General features: G+C 44.8%; 17 protein-coding genes and 1 other RNA gene. 9 read left to right on the top strand and 9 right to left on the bottom strand.

Going from position 1 to position 19,677, the window contains the following annotated elements:
- Nucleotides 1-140: 140 nt before the first annotated feature.
- Entirely contained in the window at nt 141-1,865 is a 1,725-nt protein-coding gene (locus LZG75_RS08845) for a glycosyl hydrolase family 18 protein (RefSeq protein WP_233937274.1), read from the bottom strand.
- Between the two features lie 46 nt (nt 1,866-1,911).
- Nucleotides 1,912-3,081, bottom strand: coding sequence for a hypothetical protein (locus LZG75_RS08850; protein WP_233937275.1), 1,170 nt, complete (start codon nt 3,079-3,081; stop codon nt 1,912-1,914).
- 130 nt (nt 3,082-3,211) lie between these two features.
- On the opposite strand from LZG75_RS08850, the gene LZG75_RS08855 reads away from it, so the two are divergent.
- A complete protein-coding gene (locus tag LZG75_RS08855) occupies nt 3,212-3,547 on the top strand; it encodes a hypothetical protein (protein WP_233937276.1) in 336 nt (111 codons plus the stop codon).
- Nucleotides 3,548-3,643: 96 nt separating this feature from the next.
- Here LZG75_RS08855 and LZG75_RS08860 read toward each other — a convergent pair whose 3' ends face one another.
- Nucleotides 3,644-4,285 (bottom strand): outer membrane protein, encoded by a 642-nt coding sequence (locus tag LZG75_RS08860; protein WP_233937272.1) that lies wholly within the window; start codon nt 4,283-4,285, stop codon nt 3,644-3,646.
- Nucleotides 4,286-4,546: 261 nt separating this feature from the next.
- On the opposite strand from LZG75_RS08860, the gene LZG75_RS08865 reads away from it, so the two are divergent.
- On the top strand, nt 4,547-6,589 hold the full coding sequence (locus tag LZG75_RS08865; RefSeq protein ID WP_233937277.1) for a hypothetical protein: 2,043 nt from the start codon (nt 4,547-4,549) through the stop codon (nt 6,587-6,589).
- 45 nt (nt 6,590-6,634) lie between these two features.
- A complete protein-coding gene (locus LZG75_RS08870; RefSeq protein ID WP_233937278.1) occupies nt 6,635-7,150 on the top strand; it encodes a DUF6790 family protein in 516 nt (171 codons plus the stop codon).
- A gap of 283 nt (nt 7,151-7,433) precedes the next feature.
- On the opposite strand, the gene LZG75_RS08875 is transcribed toward LZG75_RS08870, so the two are convergent.
- From LZG75_RS08875 to ompA, 6 genes are all read right to left on the bottom strand, one after another.
- On the bottom strand, nt 7,434-8,024 hold the full coding sequence (locus LZG75_RS08875) for a mobile mystery protein B (RefSeq protein ID WP_233937279.1): 591 nt from the start codon (nt 8,022-8,024) through the stop codon (nt 7,434-7,436).
- Nucleotides 8,018-8,476, bottom strand: coding sequence for a mobile mystery protein A (locus LZG75_RS08880; RefSeq protein ID WP_233937280.1), 459 nt, complete (start codon nt 8,474-8,476; stop codon nt 8,018-8,020). Before LZG75_RS08880 ends, LZG75_RS08875 begins: the two co-directional genes overlap by 7 nt.
- A gap of 284 nt (nt 8,477-8,760) precedes the next feature.
- Nucleotides 8,761-9,119, bottom strand: a transfer-messenger RNA (tmRNA) gene (ssrA, locus tag LZG75_RS08885).
- Between the two features lie 53 nt (nt 9,120-9,172).
- Nucleotides 9,173-9,841 (bottom strand): HAD family hydrolase, encoded by a 669-nt coding sequence (locus LZG75_RS08890; RefSeq protein ID WP_233937281.1) that lies wholly within the window; start codon nt 9,839-9,841, stop codon nt 9,173-9,175.
- A gap of 10 nt (nt 9,842-9,851) precedes the next feature.
- Nucleotides 9,852-10,553 carry a bifunctional 2-polyprenyl-6-hydroxyphenol methylase/3-demethylubiquinol 3-O-methyltransferase UbiG gene (gene ubiG, locus LZG75_RS08895; protein ID WP_233937282.1) on the bottom strand — a complete coding sequence of 234 codons (702 nt, stop codon included), beginning with the start codon at nt 10,551-10,553 and terminating at the stop codon, nt 9,852-9,854.
- A 111-nt stretch (nt 10,554-10,664) separates the two neighbouring features.
- Nucleotides 10,665-11,273, bottom strand: coding sequence for an outer membrane protein OmpA (gene ompA / locus LZG75_RS08900; RefSeq protein WP_233937283.1), 609 nt, complete (start codon nt 11,271-11,273; stop codon nt 10,665-10,667).
- A 153-nt stretch (nt 11,274-11,426) separates the two neighbouring features.
- On the opposite strand from ompA, the gene gyrA reads away from it, so the two are divergent.
- Genes gyrA through aroA form a run of 6 tightly spaced genes read left to right on the top strand, consistent with a single transcriptional unit; the run spans nt 11,427 to nt 19,672 of the window.
- Nucleotides 11,427-14,114, top strand: a complete 2,688-nt coding sequence (gene gyrA / locus LZG75_RS08905) for a DNA gyrase subunit A (protein ID WP_233924169.1) — start codon at nt 11,427-11,429, stop codon at nt 14,112-14,114.
- Between the two features lie 28 nt (nt 14,115-14,142).
- Nucleotides 14,143-15,240 (top strand): 3-phosphoserine/phosphohydroxythreonine transaminase, encoded by a 1,098-nt coding sequence (gene serC, locus LZG75_RS08910; protein WP_233924170.1) that lies wholly within the window; start codon nt 14,143-14,145, stop codon nt 15,238-15,240.
- A gap of 3 nt (nt 15,241-15,243) precedes the next feature.
- On the top strand, nt 15,244-16,326 hold the full coding sequence (pheA, locus tag LZG75_RS08915) for a prephenate dehydratase (RefSeq protein WP_233924171.1): 1,083 nt from the start codon (nt 15,244-15,246) through the stop codon (nt 16,324-16,326).
- A 6-nt stretch (nt 16,327-16,332) separates the two neighbouring features.
- On the top strand, nt 16,333-17,469 hold the full coding sequence (hisC, locus tag LZG75_RS08920; RefSeq protein ID WP_233924172.1) for a histidinol-phosphate transaminase: 1,137 nt from the start codon (nt 16,333-16,335) through the stop codon (nt 17,467-17,469).
- On the top strand, nt 17,466-18,338 hold the full coding sequence (locus tag LZG75_RS08925) for a prephenate dehydrogenase/arogenate dehydrogenase family protein (protein ID WP_233937284.1): 873 nt from the start codon (nt 17,466-17,468) through the stop codon (nt 18,336-18,338). Before hisC ends, LZG75_RS08925 begins: the two co-directional genes overlap by 4 nt.
- On the top strand, nt 18,335-19,672 hold the full coding sequence (aroA, locus tag LZG75_RS08930; RefSeq protein ID WP_233937285.1) for a 3-phosphoshikimate 1-carboxyvinyltransferase: 1,338 nt from the start codon (nt 18,335-18,337) through the stop codon (nt 19,670-19,672). Before LZG75_RS08925 ends, aroA begins: the two co-directional genes overlap by 4 nt.
- The last annotated feature ends 5 nt before the right edge of the window (nt 19,673-19,677 follow it).

Consider the following 19,677-nt stretch of genomic DNA (forward strand, 5'->3'; position numbering starts at 1 on the left):
TAAAAAGAAAGGCACCCACCTTGAAATCTAAACTTTATGTATCTTTAGTTACATGTTTAATTATTATTCTTTAGCGTCCTGTGGGTGTCGATATAGATGGATTTATTGTTCTACCAAATATGCTGTTTATTCATCAGGCACTAATTACTTACTCCTGAGCAAGTATATTGATAACCTGGGCCAGGGGCATCAGCATTAATCGTTAATGTATATGTTGTGTTGGCTTGAAAATTAAAGTTACTTACGCACCCTCCGCCTGGTGGAGACCAAACAATCGCTGGGGTGCCGTTCCAACCATTAATCGGAGTTGACCCTGCAGCTCTATCTGCAGCATTTGCATAAGTCGAAATATTAATAGCGTTTATTAGGACGGATTGAGCCAAACTTTGAAAATAGCTATCTAAGTCAGCATTAACAGGAATAGCCGGATTGATTTTATTGGTAGCTGTAGTGCCGATAGTCACTGAAGCTCCAGGAGCAATTGCGTTAACACCATCACCAATAGTATTTGCAGATCCTAGAGGCGCAGGGAAGATATTTGCTACCGCATAATTTTTAGTACCTACGTTTTTTATTACCAACGTGAATGGGGAGGTTGGCCCCGGAGGAACTGGACACTGCATGACAAAAGATGATCCAAAAATAACTGAACTAAACCCGCCCTTGCAAGCATATTTATCACTATAGACAGTTGGAGAATAGTCAACATTCAAAGACCACACCATAATTCCATTCTTGCCAGTTTTAGTAAGAATAGGAATATCAGCTGTGATTTCTGTAGCCAATGCATTCAATATAGTTGGATAAGGATAAGAGGGCGTGCTTGTCCCCACAGGACTTACTGCGGGTTGCCAAATAGTAGCCGCACCCGCTGCACCTCGGCTTGAAGGCAGGCCAATGGCATATCGAGTAGTACTCGGAATGCATAGAGGAGTGCCATTAGATCCCGCACAACTTGATTTTGTTATGGTATTAAACGCGTTTGCTAATGCCCCAACAAGGCAGGTTTGAGTTTCGTCACAGCCGTCCATGCTCCAACCCCCTGTGTTGTAAGCCTGAACAAAAATATAGTCCACATTACCGCTGGCGATAACAGGCCCATATTGATTATTACAACCGCCCGATGCCATTCCTAATAAGGCTGGGTAAGATGACTTCATGCTATGTGATGGGGTTACAGGACACATGGGGGTTGAATCTATAGATACCGCTTGAGGTGCAATTGAAACTAAGAACCCAGCCTGCTTAAAGCCCAGTGCTAAAGCTGAAATAGTTGGTGCATCAATCGGCTGTCCACCACCTTCTAAGTCTAAATCAACCCCAACAATTTGATTGGTTGGGGGTAGGGTTGCATTCAGGGCCTTAATTCCTGCAGTTACATTAGTAATAATCGCCCCAGCAGTACTTGTATTGATCGTTGACGAAGTTGCAGTTTGACCACCAATACTAATAAAAGTTTTCGATCCAGCGCCCTGCTTTTTCACCCCACTAGTTACTGCATTTGTCAGTAATGTATCTAAAGTAGGTGTGGTTAAGCCCGTTATTACAAAACCATAGATAACAATATCAGGTGCGGCAAGTCCTGCGGGTTCAATAGCTGAAAATGAGCCGGTTGCAGTAGCATCAACATAAGCAACCTTCAAAATTGAGGCCGCAGGAACAGTAGCAAAGCCCACACTATCCATCGCCGCTTTAGTTGATGTTATCAAAGTCGATGCAGCGCCATTAGGTGCATTAGTAGCAACCGCACTTGCTGAAGTCACTCCAGTACCTGCGCCGCCAGAGGCGACATCATTGCCGCCGCCGCAAGACACTAAACTCAATAAACCTAACACCAATGCTAAATTATTTAAATAAGACCGCATGATTTATTCTTTAGTTAACGTGTGTGGATTAGCAAGATTGATAAGCTCATTTAGCTATTGCGGGGTTAATCTGCGGTGTTGAGGATGCAGAGCTCAGAAAAGTAGTTTGGGTAATAGCATTAAAACCAGTGAAATTAGTATTTATTAAACTACTTTGTAAATTCTGAATCGCTGTATCTAGCAAAGTAAAAAATTTAGCTCTATCAGTGGCATTCGAGATGTTTAAAATAGATTGCGCAGTTAAGCTGCTAGCCGTTATTGCCTTGGTAAAAGCTAGATTGCTATCCGCAGTAGCTATGTAGCCATATTGACCAGCGCTATTCACATACGATAAGGTGCCAAAAACATTTGCAAAAACGCTGGCAATATCATTTACGCTTAAGTTAACACTAGAAGTGCCCGTAAATGCGCTTGAAGGAAAAGTTTGTTGGTTATAGATTTCATCAAGATATAAGCGTACTTGGCGGGGGTAATAAAGATAGAGATAGTCGGGTGTCAGGGGGGCCGGGGAGCCCACACCTAAACCAGCTGCTGCGATATAACTTGTCGGAGAAAGACTATAGTTACCCATGGACTGTACTTGTGTAGTAGCTGGATTTCCTGCTGTGTACATTCCAGCACATATAGCCATAAAATCTTGAGTTATTGAAGCCGAAGTCCCCGCGTTATAGGCTGCATTTAAAATCATATCCAAAATATTATTTCCACTTTGTGCTGAGCTTGGCAATTTCAAATTGTTCAAACAAGTGGCAAAGTTTGAAGTACTACTATAAGCATTAAGCTCAGTTAAGCGGTAGATATCATTGAACTGGAAATACGCAGCAGCTAATGGGCCGAAATATTTTGAGTCGAGTGAGTCAGGCGCCACATTTACTGCTTGGCAGTTGTTATCTTGTTGGTAAACGCTGTAGTTAAGACCTTGCTGGAGTGCGGTGTAATTAGCTAAACCTAGACCCATTGGTGCCGCCATCCCAGCTGGTGCAGTCGCACTGTAATATTCTAATCGTTGTGGATAGCTATTAATTTGGTATGGTCCACCTTGCGTTGCCGCCATTAAAGGGGCAAGTGTTGCTGGATCTTGGATGATCCAATTTTGCCTAGGACCTACATTAGAATAATTATTGGCACCATTACTTTCTTGTAATAATTGCGCGAATAAAGTTCCATAAAGATAATCTTTATTAAACTGTACGCCTGGATACGTATCGGAAATCATTCGCCCGATTAAGGCGCCTGCGACATAATTAGAGGTTAATAAATCGGTGAAATTGGATGATAACGTGAGTGTAGTTGGGGGATTGCTGCCAGCCGGTAAAAGTAGCTTATAACTCAATGTTCCACTAGCCGTGCTGTTAGTCGTAAATTGTGTTGGCGTTGGCAGGCAACTGAGATTTTGGCAAGCTGGTGTGGTCGAGGGAGGCGGACAATTCCCCACCCTATCCATTGCCGCTTTAGTTGATGTTACCGAAGTCGAGACAGCACTATTCGAGGTAGCGCTATTCGCTGTAGCACCATTAGGCCCACCTGCACTAACCGCACTAGCTGAAGTCACTCCAGTAACTGCACCACCAGAGGCGACATCATTGCCACCACCACAAGATGCTAAAGCTATGACTGAGGTAGCGCAAATTAAAATGTGTTTTATTGATGAGTTTATTTTCATTTTGATTGATCTCGTTTAATGGATACTTTTTAAGTTTAAGAGACTGATTAAGTCTTACCCAAGCAATAAATGATTAAAAGCGGTAATAGTGCCGATTTTGATAAAAATTATTGAATTAGAATTTATAACCAACCCCAACTAGGGCATTCATTGCATTAATGCTAACGGTGCCGGTCGCATTATTTGCTAAGTTTTGGTTACCGTAGCTGGTGTAGTTAACCTCACCAAAGCCATACCAATTACCCATAATAATTTGACGATAACCTAGACCCAAAGAGTAGCCAGTAAAGTTATCAGTTTGTTCGGCCTTATATTGAGCACCTGCATAGCCAATTTTGGCGTAGGCTAGTTTCTCTTTATCAATCGCCCACGCTGGTGAGATAAAAATATTATAAGAATTTTGTTTTTTCACACCTTGCTGCTCAGTGTATTTAGCGCTAGGAATAGTTACAGTGTAATTGGTCGAAGGGCTCTCAATTGGAGAGTACTCAGCACCAATGCCTAAGAGAAAGGCATTTGTGATCGGAAAGTAATAGCCTGCTGCGACTGTGCCAGTAAAGTAATTGAGATTACTAGAAGAGACTGAATAGGTATAAGGGGTACCAGTTACAGTACCGCCTGAAAAACTTGGCGCAGAGGACTCATAACCAATACCAATTTGCCCATAAAACCCTTGAAATACTGATTGGGCAAAAGCACTAGGAGCGATGCATGCGCTAGTTAGTGCTGTGGCAATGATGAGTTGTTTGGTTTTCATGGGAGCCCCTGATTGATTATCAATAAATTTATAAAAATGATTATCTTATGAGAAGGTAAAAGCATCTAATCTCATTAAAAAAAGTATATTTTAAAAGTTGTAGTTACATACAAAAATATCGTAAGGGAATACCCGTAGCTTGCCTAAAAAACCATAGAAGAATGGTAAAAGTACCGAATTACAGTACTTTCTATAAGGAAAAGAGTAGATATAACTATAATATTTTTTATATAAATTGATTGACCTTAAAGGATGGCTACCATGAAATCTAAACTTTATGTATCTTCAGTTGTATGCTTAAGTGTTTTTACCTTAGCATCTTGTGGCGGCGGTGATGGTGGTTTATCGAGTAATTCACCAGGTGCCACTAGCGCATCTGCTACATCTGCTACACCGATTACTGCTGCGATTGATAATATTGGTAGCCCTGCAGGTGGACCATGGGGCCTAGGTTATATCGCAATGGGGGCTGTTGGCGGGCCAAATCAATCTGCTCCAACTGCAACTAGCACTGGCGGACAGGATGATTTTGGAGGGAAGCCAGTCAATGTCGTATTTGAGTACGCTGGCGACGATGGACGTGGCAACCCTGGCGATATTCTTGCCCCAATCAATTACTGGAAAATGGTTCAAGACTGGAACGGCATCCCGCCCAATCGCTATGGTGTGGCAGCTACCACTGGCCTAGTTAATATTAATCAATTTCCCACGCGGATTGCGATGGTTGAATATACCGCGCAGATGAGTGGCGGTACAAATTTTTCCGACTTTACTAATGGCCCCCCAGGCCTAAGTAGCTCTGACACAAGTGCTGCTTACATTATGGCGAAGCACTTTATTAGCTTGGGGGCCGATGCACAGATGATGATTGCTAGCCCTGTTGTTTATGGAGGTAAAAATTATTATGGCACTTTAATTATGAATCCGGATATGCTGGGTGCGATTCAACAAAATAATTTAGTCAATACAGTTAATAGTACTTTGGCTACCTATGACGTCAACACTGCTGTAGCCCAAGCCATGTGCGTTTTAAATACTCAGGGCACATATACCAATACGTTTAATCCCAACTCATTAAACCCAACAACGGGTGTGCCATATATTAATAAAGCATATAGCGGCACCCCAATTCAGATTGCAATCGCAATGTTAAATGATGGTTATCCAGCATATAGTTTGGCGGGTCAGGTTGACCCTTATTGGAATAGTATTACTGGAAATCAAATACCACAATGGGTGAACCCTACCGCACCCCAAGCCGATACGCAAATTCAGAAATGGTTTAACGTATGCCTCTCAGCAAAGCCTACTACCAAATTTCCGGCAACTTTAGATGGCTGGGTACAAGCAAATCACTATATGATTCGCAGTTTTGCACCTAAAGGCACAGTAACAGTTGGATGGCAAGATAATATGTGGGCAGTTAATACTGGTTATTGGGTACATAATGATTTCCCAACTTCCAGTGGCGCAACAGTCTCCAGCACATACTCTGGCCCAGTGATAACTTTCCTGAAAAATAGTGCACCAAGTACGATGGATATGAGTGCTAATGGAGTAGATTTTTTCGCCTTTGATCGCTTTGAACTTGACGATAGTAGTTGGGGTGGCGTTCAGTACCAAGCTACCCTTGACAACGCACGTGCTTGGGATAACATCCTTACAGCAGTCGGTCAAGTGAGCACAGGTTGTAATGGGATTAATGCAAATTGCAGCAACATACCCATTATGCTTTTCCAAATTCCTGGCTCGCACATTACTAATACTACAGAATCTACTCCTGAAAAATTAACTGTTGCTGGCGTAGGTAATCCCGTAATAAATCCTTGTGGTGCTGCGGGCTCAGCTAATTGCATAGCATACCCACCTCCACAGCCACAACAATATGTCTTCAGTACTGCACCGGTTTATTTCTTTGGCGATAGTAATTTAAAGTCAGATTTAAGTAATATTATGACTGGGCCCACAAGTGCCACTCCAAGTGGAACAATGGTCGGTAACTATCAGTTGCCCTGCGGACCTAATTTGGCCCCCTTATCAACTACCCCTGGATACAATTGTTTAAATAATACGCAAGTTACTTATCAACAATATTTAATGCAGTATCAGCTTAAGTCTAATAACTATGATTGGAGTAAAGATAACGGTAAGCTCAAACTAGCCGCTCAAAATAATGTGTTTGCTATTTTGTGGGGCGGCGGACAAACAACCAGCGTGATTCAAAACTTTTCAAATAATAATGATAACGGTTGGTTAGCGGGGAAAATTAAAGCTTATTTTACAAATCCTACCCCATTACAGTAGCTTCGAGCATAAATAATTTGAGTAAATGCTAAGAAAAAATTGAGCGTGGAAAACCTAATTCAGGCAGTTTTATCTAATTTCACACTCACTTTTTTTGTTTTGGGGTTACTCTGCTCGGGCGCATCTATTGCTTTACAGAAGATGCCGCTAAGCAACCGAGATCAAGTATATGAAGTTGTTTTTAAGTGGTATTTATTTTTTTCGATTGGCGCCGCTTTTGCTTACGGCTTCATCGGTCATGTTTTTTTTGGGGCGCTGACTGCCCAATTTATTGGCTGGGCTCCGAGCCCATTTCAACTCGAAGTGGGGTTTGCTAGCCTAGGGTTTTCAATTCTGGGATTTATGGCTTTTGCGGGCAATTGGAATATGCGTTTGGCTGCTGTTATTGCGTCTGCTGTCTTTCTATGGGGCGCTGCTGTTGGACATATTATTCAAATGATGCAATTTCAGAACTATGCCTCAGGTAATGCAGGCGCTATTTTTTATACCGATAGCGTACTTCCTATCTTTAGCATTTGGCTCTTATGGGCTACCAGACCTAGAAAATTCTATTTAAAATAAATAGTTGGAACAAACCCCTTGACCGATTCACTAAGGGTGGTTGTTACAAGGAAGTTGCCGCTAATTCGGTTCATATTAAAGAGTTCCTTAATTTAAAGTAATCTATTAAAGCCTCCATTAATTACAGGCGAATCAATGACTTAGAGAGCTAAAACACGCTTTTTTACACATTATTAGACCGTTTACAAAATGTAGTACACCCCTACTTCAGAGGCGCCAGTAGCTAGCTTAGAAGAGCCAATGGATAGCATCGCTCAACATCTAGGCATATGGGAATTTAGTTTTATTGCCTAGCAAATAGCATTAAGGGTGTGATATCGCCTTTATCTGCGGCACGTAGGGCTGATAAGTAGTTTTGGCGTGTGAGACCTAGGGTGGCGATTGAAGTGTTACCACCCCAAGAAAATCTTTTACCACCAAGGTTGACGATTAAAGCATCCGCTATCAAGCGAGCATGACGGCCATTGCCATTTGGAAATGCATGGATTAATAGTAGCTGATGATGAAAGCGCACTACGATTTCATCAATGGGTACTGCTTGATTTTCAATTTGATAAGCGGTGTTATCTAAGAGATTCTTAAGAGCAACAGCAATCTGAGTCCAGTCAATACCGATGCTCTTGGCACTTTTTCTGAACGTACCAGCCCAGAGCCATGTTTTGTTAAACATTCGGCTATGCATCTCACGTACCAACCCCTCATCCAAACATTGAATGATCTTTTGACGCGCGATCCAATTTGCGCCTTCGACTATATTCATTTCTTCCCAAGCATTTAAATCGGCTTGAGTGCTAATGTGTTTTGGAATGAGGTCAAGAGCTTCATCCGGATCAATCGGAGTGGCTCCTGGCGCATATTCAAACTGCATCACCATAAATTCCTTCTAGGCCCGTCCAAAATCTCTTTTGCCAATAGTTGCAGTTGCTTTTCACTGGCGGACTTGTCTACCGACTGATCCTCAAGACTCATCGAATGAGAAATAGGGCGCAATCGCTCCCGCGCAATCGTAATGGCGCGATCTTCCAAGATTTCTTCTAAAGACTTGCGTGGCACCAAGGTGTATTGCAACTCGCAATCTAAGGCGCTAGCCAGCTTGCGCAGGCTAGCTAAGGTGATCTTTTCATCAGCTTCAGCCTTTTCAAGCTTGGCTATGCTATGGGGCGTAACCCCCAGCTTGCGAGCCAGCGCAGAGGCCGACATACCCAAAGATTCACGGATAGCCTTAACCCACCCATTGCCTGGGCGGCTTGGGGGATGAGCATCCCTTAACTTAGTAAGGGCAGAATCCATTTGATGGAGTTGTAAGTTAGCGAATTTCTTGTTCATATTGATACCTATAGGTATTAATTAATATGCCTAATTGTAATCTATAGGTATGAATTAATACAATAAATTGATACCCATAGGTATCAAATAGCTATAAGAAGGAGGGGTTTTAGGTTAAATAACAACGTCATTCCGTCAAAGGCACCCCAAAGGGGTGGCTTGCGAACCCTTGATAGTCACGAACAAAGAAACGTGTAGTAGATACCAATAGACAACAAAAACCCCTTAAGGCTTTATTCCGTAAGGGGTTAGTTGCTGTTGCTAGGTAATGCTACTACTAATAATGGTGGAGTCGGCGGGAATCGAACCCGCGTCCGCAAATCCTCTACAACAAGTTCTACATACTTAGTTGTGTTATTTAATTTAACCATTGCACCGCGAACCAACACGCTATGCAATCGCGATTCACTTAGTTTTCGTATCACCCCTCGTGACACGAGATGATCTTATCTCTTGTAAATGACCCTGATGTAGCTTGCGCTACCTGACCCAAGAGAGAATCAGTTCAGGGGCAACCGCATTTAAGCGGCTAGTGCGTAACGTTCGTCGTTAGCAGTTATTACATTCCCATTGATTTACGAGATAACGGGTCCTCGGTATGCCCTTGCTGCTTTGTAATCCACGTCGAAACCATGTCGACCCCGAATTAAAAACGTTGGGACGACTATTTTAAAGCGCTTCTAAAGAAATTGCACCTTATTTGGGAAAGACGATCGCCAGTAGCTCGCGAGGATCATTGACGAGGAAGTCAGCGCTCCAGTCTTGCGGGGGTTCAGCACAACCACAGTAGCCATAGGCGGCTGCGACGGTTTTCATTCCAGCGGCTTTACCAGCGACGATATCGCGAATATCATCACCGACATAAAGGGATTTATTGGGGTCCACTTGGGCAATTTCTGCTGCATGCAGCAATGGCGCGGGGTGGGGTTTTGGATGGGCAGTCGTGTCTCCTGAAACGGTGGAGGCAGCGCGATGCCGTAAACCCATGAGCTCAGTTAATGGATGCGTAAAGCGCTCACTTTTATTGGTAACGATACCCCAAGGCATTTTGGCATCGTCTAAGGTATTTAATAGATCATGAATACCTTCGAAGATGCTGCTATGGACTAATAGCGCTTGTTCGTAATTAATAAAAAATTCATCGCGCAAAGGAATGAAGTCAGGATGCTTGGTATCGATACCAAAGGCGCATTGGATTAAACCGCGCGCACCTGCAGATGAGTGGGGACGCATTTCTTCATAAGGCTTTGGTGGAAGTTGACGGGCAATGAGTAATAAATTGGCAGCATTAACTAAATCAGGCGCAGTATCAGCAAGCGTACCGTCTAAATCAAAAAATATTCCTGCGAACGGGCTATGGGCCAAATCATTACCCCTAGTTTTTAGAAGCTTTACGCGTCGCAATTAAATAATTAACAGAAGTGTCGTCACTAAGGCTATAAATTTGCGTAAGCGGATTGTAGCTAAGACCTTTAATGTCAATGATTTCAAGCCCTGCATCACGCACAAAGCGCCCCAATTCAGAGGGCGTAATAAATTTACGGTAGTCATGAGTACCTTTTGGTAGCAAACGCAGTAAATACTCGGCCCCAATGATGGCAAATAAATACGATTTTGGGTTGCGATTGAGGGTGCTAAAAAATAAGGTGGCTCCAGGCTTAGCTAGTGTTGCACAGGCATGGACCACTGAAGCAGGGCTGGGTACATGCTCGAGCATTTCCATGCAGGTCACTACATCAAAACTTTCGGGCTCAGTTAGCGCAAGTGCTTCGGCAGAGATGGCTTGATAATTTACTTGTGCGCCACTTTCAAGCGCATGTAACTCAGCCACTTTTAGGGCCTTTTCCGATAAATCAATGCCAGTCGTTTGTGCACCCGATTGTGCCAAGGCTTCAGCCAAAATGCCGCCACCACAGCCAACATCTAAAGCACGTTGATCATTCAGTTCGACGAAAGACTTTATCCAGCCCAGTCGTAATGGATTTATAGCATGCAAGGGTTTGAAATCGCTATTTTGGTCCCACCAGCGATGGGCAAGAGCGCTAAATTTAGCTATTTCAGATTGATTGACGTTCATATATTTATAGACGAGTGAAAAGAGGAATTAGAGAGCTAGACTTCCAAATTTACGAATATAGCGGAAACAAAAAAGCCCGGGATTAACCGGGCTTTTTTGCGAGAGAAGCGCTTACTTCTTAACAGCAGCTGTTCCTACAACTTCAATGTCGGTACGGCGGTTCTTAGCACGTCCTTCAGCAGTAGCATTGCTAGCAACTGGGTTGCTCTTGCCTTTGCTTTCGGTATAGATACGGCTTTGATCGACACCTTTGCTAACCAAATAGTCTTTAACTGATTGCGCACGGCGCTGGCCAAGAGCCATGTTGTATGCATCAGTACCAATGCTATCGGTATTACCAACAGCAATGATGACTTCTAATTTGATTTTGCTTAAATCAGCAGCAATTTTGTCTAAAGTAGCTTTGCCTTCTGGCTTCAATGTTGATTTATCGAAGTCATACAAGGTATCGGCTTGTAAAGTGATTTTGCTTTGGGTTACAGCAGGTGCAGCAGCAGGAGCAGGAGCAGGAGCAGGAGGCTTAGGAGCAATCCAGCCATCACAATTTGCCATTGCTGAAGCGGGTGTCCAGTTGTTATCGCGCCAGCACAGTGTGCCATCGGAGTTTTTCCAAGGTATGGTGCCATCTGAGTTAGCCCAGTTGTCTTTACCTTGGGCCATAGCCGAGCTTGCTGAAATGGTAATTACAGAAGCGAGCAATAGTTTTACGGTTTTGTTCATTTTTTGTCCTCAAAAATCACTTTAAAATAATGTCAAACTCACACGTTTCGCTTTGCTTTATTAAGCTTTTGCAAGGCGACACATCTAAATTTCTTACAATCTGACCAGAATGTTAGCACAAGTTATGGGTCTTCTAGATGATATTATTTCGATATGGAACAAGCCGCTAAAGAAACACTACCAATATCCCTAGAAGACGAAATGCGGAGGTCCTATTTGGACTACGCCATGAGCGTCATAGTCGGCAGAGCCTTGCCAGACGTACGTGACGGTCTAAAACCGGTCCACCGCAGGGTCCTTTTCGCGATGTATGAATTAAACAACGATTGGAATCGTCCTTACAAAAAATCTGCCCGTATAGTTGGCGATGTCATCGGTAAATATCATCCGCACGGCGATTCTGCGGTCTACGACACTATTGTCCGAATGGCTCAAGATTTCTCGCTAAGGTATATGTTAGTTGATGGCCAGGGCAATTTTGGTTCAGTGGATGGCGATAATGCCGCGGCAATGCGGTATACCGAGATTCGCTTACGCAAAATCGCCCATGAGCTTTTAGCCGATTTAGATAAAGAAACCGTTGATTTTGGGCCTAATTACGATGGGAGCGAACACGAACCCCTGATCATGCCTGCCAAAGTACCCAATTTACTGATTAACGGCTCTTCAGGCATCGCCGTGGGTATGGCTACGAATATCCCCCCCCATAACTTAGATGAAGTGATCACCGCTTGTTTGTATGTCCTTCATAACCCCGATTGCACTATTGATGAGTTAATCGAAATCGTGCCCGCCCCCGACTTCCCTACTGCGGGCATTATTTATGGGGTTCAAGGCGTGCGTGAAGGTTACCGTACAGGCCGAGGACGGGTAGTGATGCGGGCTAAAACCCACTTTGAAGATATTGATAAGGGTTCACGCCAAGCCATCATTGTTGATGAGTTACCGTATCAGGTAAATAAAAAGAATTTACTCGAACGCATTGCTGAATTAGTCAACGAGAAAAAAGTTGAAGGCATTTCCGATTTACGTGATGAGTCTGATAAATCAGGCATGCGGGTTGTTATTGAACTTAAGCGCGGTGAGGTGCCAGAAGTCGTACTCAATAATTTATACAAGAGCACTCAGCTACAAGATAACTTCGGGATGAATATGGTGGCCTTGGTTGATAACCAACCACGCCTGCTCAATTTGAAACAGATGCTGGAATATTTTTTACAGCATCGACGCGAGGTAGTTACGCGGCGGACGATTTTTGAATTGCGTAAAGCTCGCGATCGCGGCCATGTGCTTGAAGGACTCGCAGTTGCATTGGCGAATATCGACGAGTTCATCGTACTCATTAAAGCCGCGGCAAATCCGGTGGTTGCTAAACAAGAATTAATGAGCAAACCTTGGGATTCTGCCATGGTGCGCGAGATGTTAGCGCGCGCTGAAACCGACACTCCCGGCGGTCGTAATGCTTACCGCCCCGATGGTTTATTGCCCGAGTATGGCATGCAAGCCAGCGGTTTGTATCGCTTATCCGATAGTCAGGCGCAAGAAATTTTACAAATGCGCTTGCAGCGTTTGACTGGTCTTGAGCAAGACAAAATTGTTGCGGAATATAAAGAGGTCATGACTGAAATTTCCGATCTGCTCGATTTGTTAGCCAAGCCATCAAGGGTCACGCAGGTTATTGAGGAAGAATTAAAAGAAGTGCAAGCTGAATTTGGTATTGCTGGTGGTGATTCAGGGCGGCGCTCTTTTATTGAAATGAATGCGACGGAATTATTCACGGAAGATTTAATTACGCCTACTGATATGGTGGTGACCCTTTCGCATACCGGCTACATGAAGAGCCAGCCTTTAAGCGAATATCGGGCACAAAAACGGGGGGGTCGCGGTAAACAGGCCGCAACGACAAAAGACGAAGATTGGATTGATACCTTATTTGTTGCCAATACCCATGACACGATTTTATGTTTTTCCGATCGGGGTCGGATGTATTGGCTAAAAGTGTGGGAAGTACCGCAAGGTAGTCGTACTTCGCGCGGCAAACCGATTGTGAATATGTTCCCTTTAATTGAGGGCGAAAAGATCACTGTTATTTTGCCAATTAAGGGTTATCAGGATGATCACTTTGTCTTTATGGCCACTAGCTTGGGAACCGTCAAGAAAACGCGTTTATCTGATTTTTCTAATCCCCGTAAAGGCGGCATTATTGCGGTTGATTTAAACGAAAACGATTTCTTGGTTGGCGCAGCAATTACCGATGGTAAGCATGATGTGATGTTGTTCTCGGATGCTGGTAAGGCGGTTCGCTTTGATGAAAATGATGTGCGTCCCATGGGCCGAACTGCGCGTGGGGTAAGGGGTATGAACCTCGCCGCCGCCCAGCAGGTCATTGCCATGTTGGTAGCGCCTGCTGAAACAGCTGCAGAAGTTACCGAGGGTAGTGTCTTAACAGCTACCGAAAATGGTTTTGGTAAGCGCACACCTATCGTGGAATACACCCGTCACGGCCGCGGTACCAAGGGTATGATTGCGATTCAAACTTCCGAGCGAAATGGCAAAGTAGTTGCAGCCGCTTTGGTTTCCCCAGATGATCAAATTATGTTGATTACAACGGGAGGTGTTTTAGTGCGCACCCGGGTTGCTGAAATTCGGGAGATGGGCCGAGCTACTCAGGGCGTTACCTTAATTAATGTCGACGAGGGCACCCGTTTATCAGGTCTGCAGCGCATTGCTGAGAGCGATACCGATGATGATGGCGAAGAGGTCGATGCAGATGGTGGGCTGGTGAGCGAAGGCACGCTAGATACGGGGTCTGATGTGCCTGATGATGATGCGGGTAACTAGCCTGTCTTGGGCTAATTAACTCACCAACATGACGTTTGACCACCGCATCTTTAATTTTTCAGCGGGGCCCGCAACCTTGCCTGCCGAAGTCTTGCAGCAGGCAGCTGATGAATTATTAAATTGGCATGGTCTTGGCACAAGCGTGATGGAAATTAGCCATCGCAGCAAAGAGTTCATGGCAGTATATGAAGAGGCTTTGCAAGATTTACGTGCCTTAATGCACATTCCCAATAACTACGAAATTTTGTTATTGCAAGGGGGCGGTATTGGTCAAAATGCGGCGATTCCTCTGAACCTCATGTCCTTAGCTCCCAATGGGCCCAAAGCCGACTTTATTGTCACAGGGGTGTGGTCGGAAAAGTCGATTAAAGAGGCTGAAAAATATGGGGTTGCCCATTTAGCGGCCACTTCAGTAGCAGATCATTACCGCTCGATTCCCGATCGAGCGACTTGGCAATTATCGAGTGATGCGGCGTATGTGCATTACTGCGCAAATGAAACCATTGGTGGAGTGGAGTTTCAAACGATTCCAGAGGTGGGTGATGCTCCCCTCGTTGCCGATATCTCCAGTAATATTTTGTCGCGAGAGTTCGATGTGTCACGCTGTGGTGTTTGTTTTGCCGGAGCACAAAAAAATATTGGTCCAGCGGGGGCGGCGATAGTGATTATTCGGCGCGATTTAATCGGCCACCAAATGCAAATAACGCCCTCGGTATTTGATTGGGCTAAACAAGTTAATCATCAATCGATGTTTAATACCCCAGCGACCTTTTCAATTTATATGGCAGGATTGGTATTTAAATGGTTGATTCAACAAGGCGGTGTCCCCGTAATGGCCAAGCGTAATCAACTAAAAGCCCAACTACTTTACGATTTTATAGATGGTAGTAGTTTGTACGAAAATCGCGTCGAAAAATCGGTACGTTCGCGGATGAATGTCACTTTCTTTTTAAAAAATGAAGAATTAAATACTGCATTTTTAGCGCAATCGAGTGAAAATGGCTTAGCAGCATTGCGGGGTCATAAGGCAGCGGGAGGGATGCGCGCTAGTATTTATAACGCGATGCCCTTAAAAGGTGTCGAGACTCTAATTGAATTTATGCGTGAATTTGAAAGATTGGCTTAATTAATGGCAACGGAAGATCAACGCCTTGCACCCTTGCGAGCGCAAATTGATGCTCTCGACATCAAGCTTCTTGAGCTCATGTCTAAGCGCGCTCGTACCGCGCAGGAGATTGGGCACATTAAAGGCGAGGCCGCTTCGCCAGTTTTTCGGCCTGAACGCGAGCTACAAGTGATTGCTAATTTGCTGCAATCGAATCAGGGCCCTTTGCATGCGGAAGGCATTACGGCCATATGGCGAGAAATTATGTCTGCCTGTCGGGCTTTAGAAGCTAAGCAAACGATTGCCTATTTAGGTCCAAGAGGAACTTTTTCAGAGCAAGCAGCTGAGGCCGCTTTTGGAAGTTCGATTGAAGGCCTTGCTTGCAATAGCCTTGATGAGGTATTTAAGGCGGTTGAAAAGGGGGCAGCGCAATTTGGCGTGGTGCCTGTAGAAAATTCGAGTGAAGGGGCAATTTCTAGAACTTTAGATTTACTCTTAGATTCGCCCTTGCAAATTAGTGGCGAAGTAGTTTTGCCGATTCGTCACCATTTACTTACCAAGACAGGCTTGCTTGCTGGAGTAACCACGGTTTGTGCACATGCACAAGCTTTAGCGCAGTGTCAGCAATGGCTTACTGCCCATACTCCAAACCTCAAACGACAGGCCGTCAGTAGCAATGCTGAGGCGGCTCGCATGGCTGCACTCGATCCCACTTTGGCTGCAATAGCCGGTGATCCTGCTCAAATTGCTTATGGTTTGCAAGTGAATGCAGGGCATATTCAAGATGATGCGCACAATCGCACCCGTTTTGTCATTATTGGTCGGCATACTTGCCAGGCAACGGGTCACGATCAAACTTCTTTAGTGTTATCGGTGGATAACCAAGCCGGTGCGGTTTATCGCTTATTAGCGCCGCTAGCCCAACATGGGGTGTCAATGACGCGCTTTGAGTCTCGTCCCGCGCGTAAGGGCACTTGGGAATATCATTTTTTTATTGATATTGCGGGTCATGCTGAAGATGCCCAAGTTGCTTTAGCCCTTAGCGATTTACAGGCGCTAGCAGCATTTTATAAAATGCTGGGTTCTTATCCTCGCGCTACGGTTTAATTGACGATGATTACGAAGACTGCCCAACTGGGTTTACAACATGTGCAGGCTATTGCACCTTATATTGGCGGCCGGCCTATTAGCGAGGTAGCACGGGAATATGGTCTAGATGAAAGCAAGATTGTCAAACTAGCCTCGAACGAAAATCCCCTCGGTATGCCGCAGTCGGCAATGGATGCAATGGTTCGTGCAGCAAGTGACTTAGGTCGCTACCCTGATTCCAATGGCTTTGAGCTGAAGGAAGTTCTTTCTAATCGCCTCGGCGTTCCTAGCGATTGGATTACTTTGGGGAATGGCAGCAATGATATTTTAGAGCTTGCGGCCCGAGCAGTAGCCCAAGCAGGCGACACCATTATTTTTTCTAAACATGCTTTTGCGGTCTATTCATTAGCAACGCAAGCCGTTGGCGCGCAGGCTATTGAAGTTGCACCCACGGCAGATTATGGGCATGATTTAACTGCCATGCTTGCAGCAGTTAACAATACCGAGTCATTAGGTAAATCTAAAGTCAGGTTAGTTTTCATTGCCAATCCGAATAATCCAACGGGTAGTTATTTAAGTGCATCGGCAATTGAAGCTTTTTTAAGCGCTGTACCTAGTCATGTGGTGGTGGTGTTGGACGAGGCGTACAACGAATACTTAAGTCCCGAACAGCGTTATAACGCGATTGACTGGGTTAAGCGCTTTCCCAATTTACTGGTATCAAGAAGTTTTTCTAAAGCCTATGGCTTGGCTGGATTACGAATTGGCTATGGCGTTGCACAACCCGAGTTAACCGATTTACTCAATCGGATTCGCCAGCCATTTAATGTGAATAGTTTGGCCCAAGCTGCGGCGATTGCGGCTTTGCAAGACACGGAATTTTTACAGCGTGGTTACGATTTGAATCGCGCTGGTTATGCGCAGTTGACTGCAGCATTCACCGAACTCAATTTGCCCTTTCTGCCCTCAGCGGGTAACTTTGTTTTAGTTAGGGTAGGCGACGATGAAGGTGCGGGCGTGCGAGTGAATTTAGCTTTGGTTAAGCGGGGCATTATTGTGCGACCGGTTGGTAATTATGGTTTACCGCAATGGTTGCGAATTTCAATTGGCTTGCCTGAAGAAAACGCCATTTTTATTGCAGCCTTACGCGCCATCTTATGAGTCAAGCCCATTTTGGAACGGTAACGATTGTTGGGGTGGGCTTAATTGGTGCCTCACTTGGTTTAGCTTTAAAAAAAGCGGGTTGCGTAACAGAAGTTTTGGGGGTGGGGCGTAGTCAAGCTAATTTAGATCAAGCATTAACAATGGGTGCGATTGATGCGGTAGTAAGTCTTCCTGAGGCTGCTGCGCGCTCGCAAATTATTGTTTTATGCATGCCCGTTGCGCAAATGCGTGCCTGCTTTATTGCCCTCGAGCCGATCTTACAAGTCAATACCTTAGTGACCGATGCAGGCAGTACTAAGAGCGATATTATTTTGGCCGCAAAAGAAGTCTTGGGCAAAAAAGCTTGCCAATTTATTCCGGCCCACCCAATTGCTGGGGGCGCGCAACATGGCGCAGCAGCTGCGCAAGCCGATTTGTTTAGGGGAAAGCAAACCATTATTTGCCCCTTACAAGAAAATTCTGCGACCGATTTAGATTTAATTAAACAATTTTGGAGTGCTACAGGCGCAACTGTAAAACTGATTTCAGCAATCCAACACGACGCTATTTATGCTGCTGTATCACACTTACCTCATGTTTTATCTTATGCCTTGATGTTAAGCGTGATGAATGCGGAAGATGCAGCTGAGAAGTTAGGCCACGCGGGCGGTGGGTTTCGTGATTTCACCCGCATAGCTGCATCTAGTCCTGAAATGTGGCGTGATATTTGTTTGGCTAATCGGGCAGCCATCTTGCATGAATTAGATCAATATCTTGCTATAACAAAACACTTACGCGATTTAATTGCCAATAGCGACGGCGCTGCCTTAGAAAAATTATTTATTAAAGCGAGTGAGGCACGCCAAAAATGGACTGGGTCTGAATGACTGAGCTTAGTCAAGCTCCCATGATTCAATTGGGCCCCTTTACCCAAGCTAGTGGAACAGTGCAATTGCCCGGTTCTAAAAGTATCTCTAATCGCGCTTTGCTCTTAGCAGCTTTAGCTAGCGGAGAAACCCGTTTACAAAATTTATTGGATGCTGATGACACGCAAGTGATGCGGCAAGCCCTGCGCACTTTGGGTTTACAGGTCACCGATCAGGTCTTTGAGTTGGCTTGTACGGTGCAGGGATGTAGCGGGCACTTTCCTGTTAAGCAAGCTGATTTGATGATGGGTAATGCGGGTACTGCTATTCGCCCATTAACGGCGGCTTTAGCTGTACAAGGGGGTTCATATCGCTTATCGGGAGTGCCGAGAATGCATGAACGCCCCATTCGCGATTTGGTGGATGGCTTACGTCAACTGGGCGCAGAGATTGAATATCTTGGTACAGAAGGTTATCCACCCATTCAAATTAATCCAGCTGCGATTTCAATTCCTGCAGCAGTGCAAGTTCGTGGTGATGTTTCGAGTCAGTTTTTAACGGCCTTGTTGATGGCATTACCGTTAGTGGCAAAACAAGCCATTCGACTTGAAGTGGTCGGTGAATTAATTTCTCGTCCCTACATTGAGATTACCCTCAAGATGATGGCTTTATTTGGAGCGGTTGTGCAGTGTCCCGATGACCATACTTTTTTAATTCCCGCAGCTAAGGGCACAGCGTACCAAAGCCCTGGCACAGTTCTGGTTGAGGGCGATGCTTCATCAGCATCCTATTTTTTAGCAGCCGGTGCCATTACTAAGGGTCCGATGCGGGTGTTGGGAGTCGGTCGCGATAGTATCCAAGGTGATGTCGCATTTGTGGCCGCGTTGGCGCAAATGGGGGCGATAGTTCATCAAGGCGCCGATTGGCTTGAGGTGGCTGGAGTACAAACATCCTCAGGTCGCTTACAAGGCATTACCTTAGATTGCACGGCGATTCCAGATGCAGCGATGACCTTAGCGGTAGTTGCCTTATTTGCTGAAGGAGAAACTCGCTTAAATAATATTGCTAGTTGGCGGGTAAAAGAAACCGATCGCATTGCAGCGATGGCAAAAGAATTACAAAAATTAGGAGCAACCGTAGAGGAAGGGGATGATTATTTGTGTATTCGGCCGCCAACCACACGCGCAAATTGGCGTTCACCAGTTGCGGGAATCGATACCTACGATGATCATCGCATGGCCATGTGTTTTTCATTAGCCAGCTTCGGTCCAAAGGCAATTCAAATAAATGATCCTGCATGCGTAGCAAAAACCTTCCCTGATTATTTTGCCGTCCTCACCAAGCACCTCACTTAATTGAT

It is taken from the genome of Polynucleobacter sp. IMCC30063, assembly GCF_021395235.1.
GTDB lineage: Bacteria > Pseudomonadota > Gammaproteobacteria > Burkholderiales > Burkholderiaceae > Polynucleobacter.

What these genes read in the sequence shown, in the direction of transcription:
- LZG75_RS08845 (WP_233937274.1), bottom strand. Translation starts at nt 1,865, where the DNA reads ATGCGGTCTTATTTAAATAATTTAGCATTGGTGTTAGGTTTATTGAGT.
- LZG75_RS08850 (WP_233937275.1), bottom strand. Translation starts at nt 3,081, where the DNA reads ATGATTTCCGATACGTATCCAGGCGTACAGTTTAATAAAGATTATCTT.
- LZG75_RS08860 (WP_233937272.1), bottom strand. Translation starts at nt 4,285, where the DNA reads ATGAAAACCAAACAACTCATCATTGCCACAGCACTAACTAGCGCATGC.
- LZG75_RS08865 (WP_233937277.1), top strand. Translation starts at nt 4,547, where the DNA reads ATGAAATCTAAACTTTATGTATCTTCAGTTGTATGCTTAAGTGTTTTT.
- LZG75_RS08875 (WP_233937279.1), bottom strand. Translation starts at nt 8,024, where the DNA reads ATGGTGATGCAGTTTGAATATGCGCCAGGAGCCACTCCGATTGATCCG.
- LZG75_RS08880 (WP_233937280.1), bottom strand. Translation starts at nt 8,476, where the DNA reads ATGAACAAGAAATTCGCTAACTTACAACTCCATCAAATGGATTCTGCC.
- ubiG (WP_233937282.1), bottom strand. Translation starts at nt 10,553, where the DNA reads ATGAACGTCAATCAATCTGAAATAGCTAAATTTAGCGCTCTTGCCCAT.
- ompA (WP_233937283.1), bottom strand. Translation starts at nt 11,273, where the DNA reads ATGAACAAAACCGTAAAACTATTGCTCGCTTCTGTAATTACCATTTCA.
- gyrA (WP_233924169.1), top strand. Translation starts at nt 11,427, where the DNA reads ATGGAACAAGCCGCTAAAGAAACACTACCAATATCCCTAGAAGACGAA.
- serC (WP_233924170.1), top strand. Translation starts at nt 14,143, where the DNA reads ATGACGTTTGACCACCGCATCTTTAATTTTTCAGCGGGGCCCGCAACC.
- pheA (WP_233924171.1), top strand. Translation starts at nt 15,244, where the DNA reads ATGGCAACGGAAGATCAACGCCTTGCACCCTTGCGAGCGCAAATTGAT.
- hisC (WP_233924172.1), top strand. Translation starts at nt 16,333, where the DNA reads ATGATTACGAAGACTGCCCAACTGGGTTTACAACATGTGCAGGCTATT.
- LZG75_RS08925 (WP_233937284.1), top strand. Translation starts at nt 17,466, where the DNA reads ATGAGTCAAGCCCATTTTGGAACGGTAACGATTGTTGGGGTGGGCTTA.
- aroA (WP_233937285.1), top strand. Translation starts at nt 18,335, where the DNA reads ATGACTGAGCTTAGTCAAGCTCCCATGATTCAATTGGGCCCCTTTACC.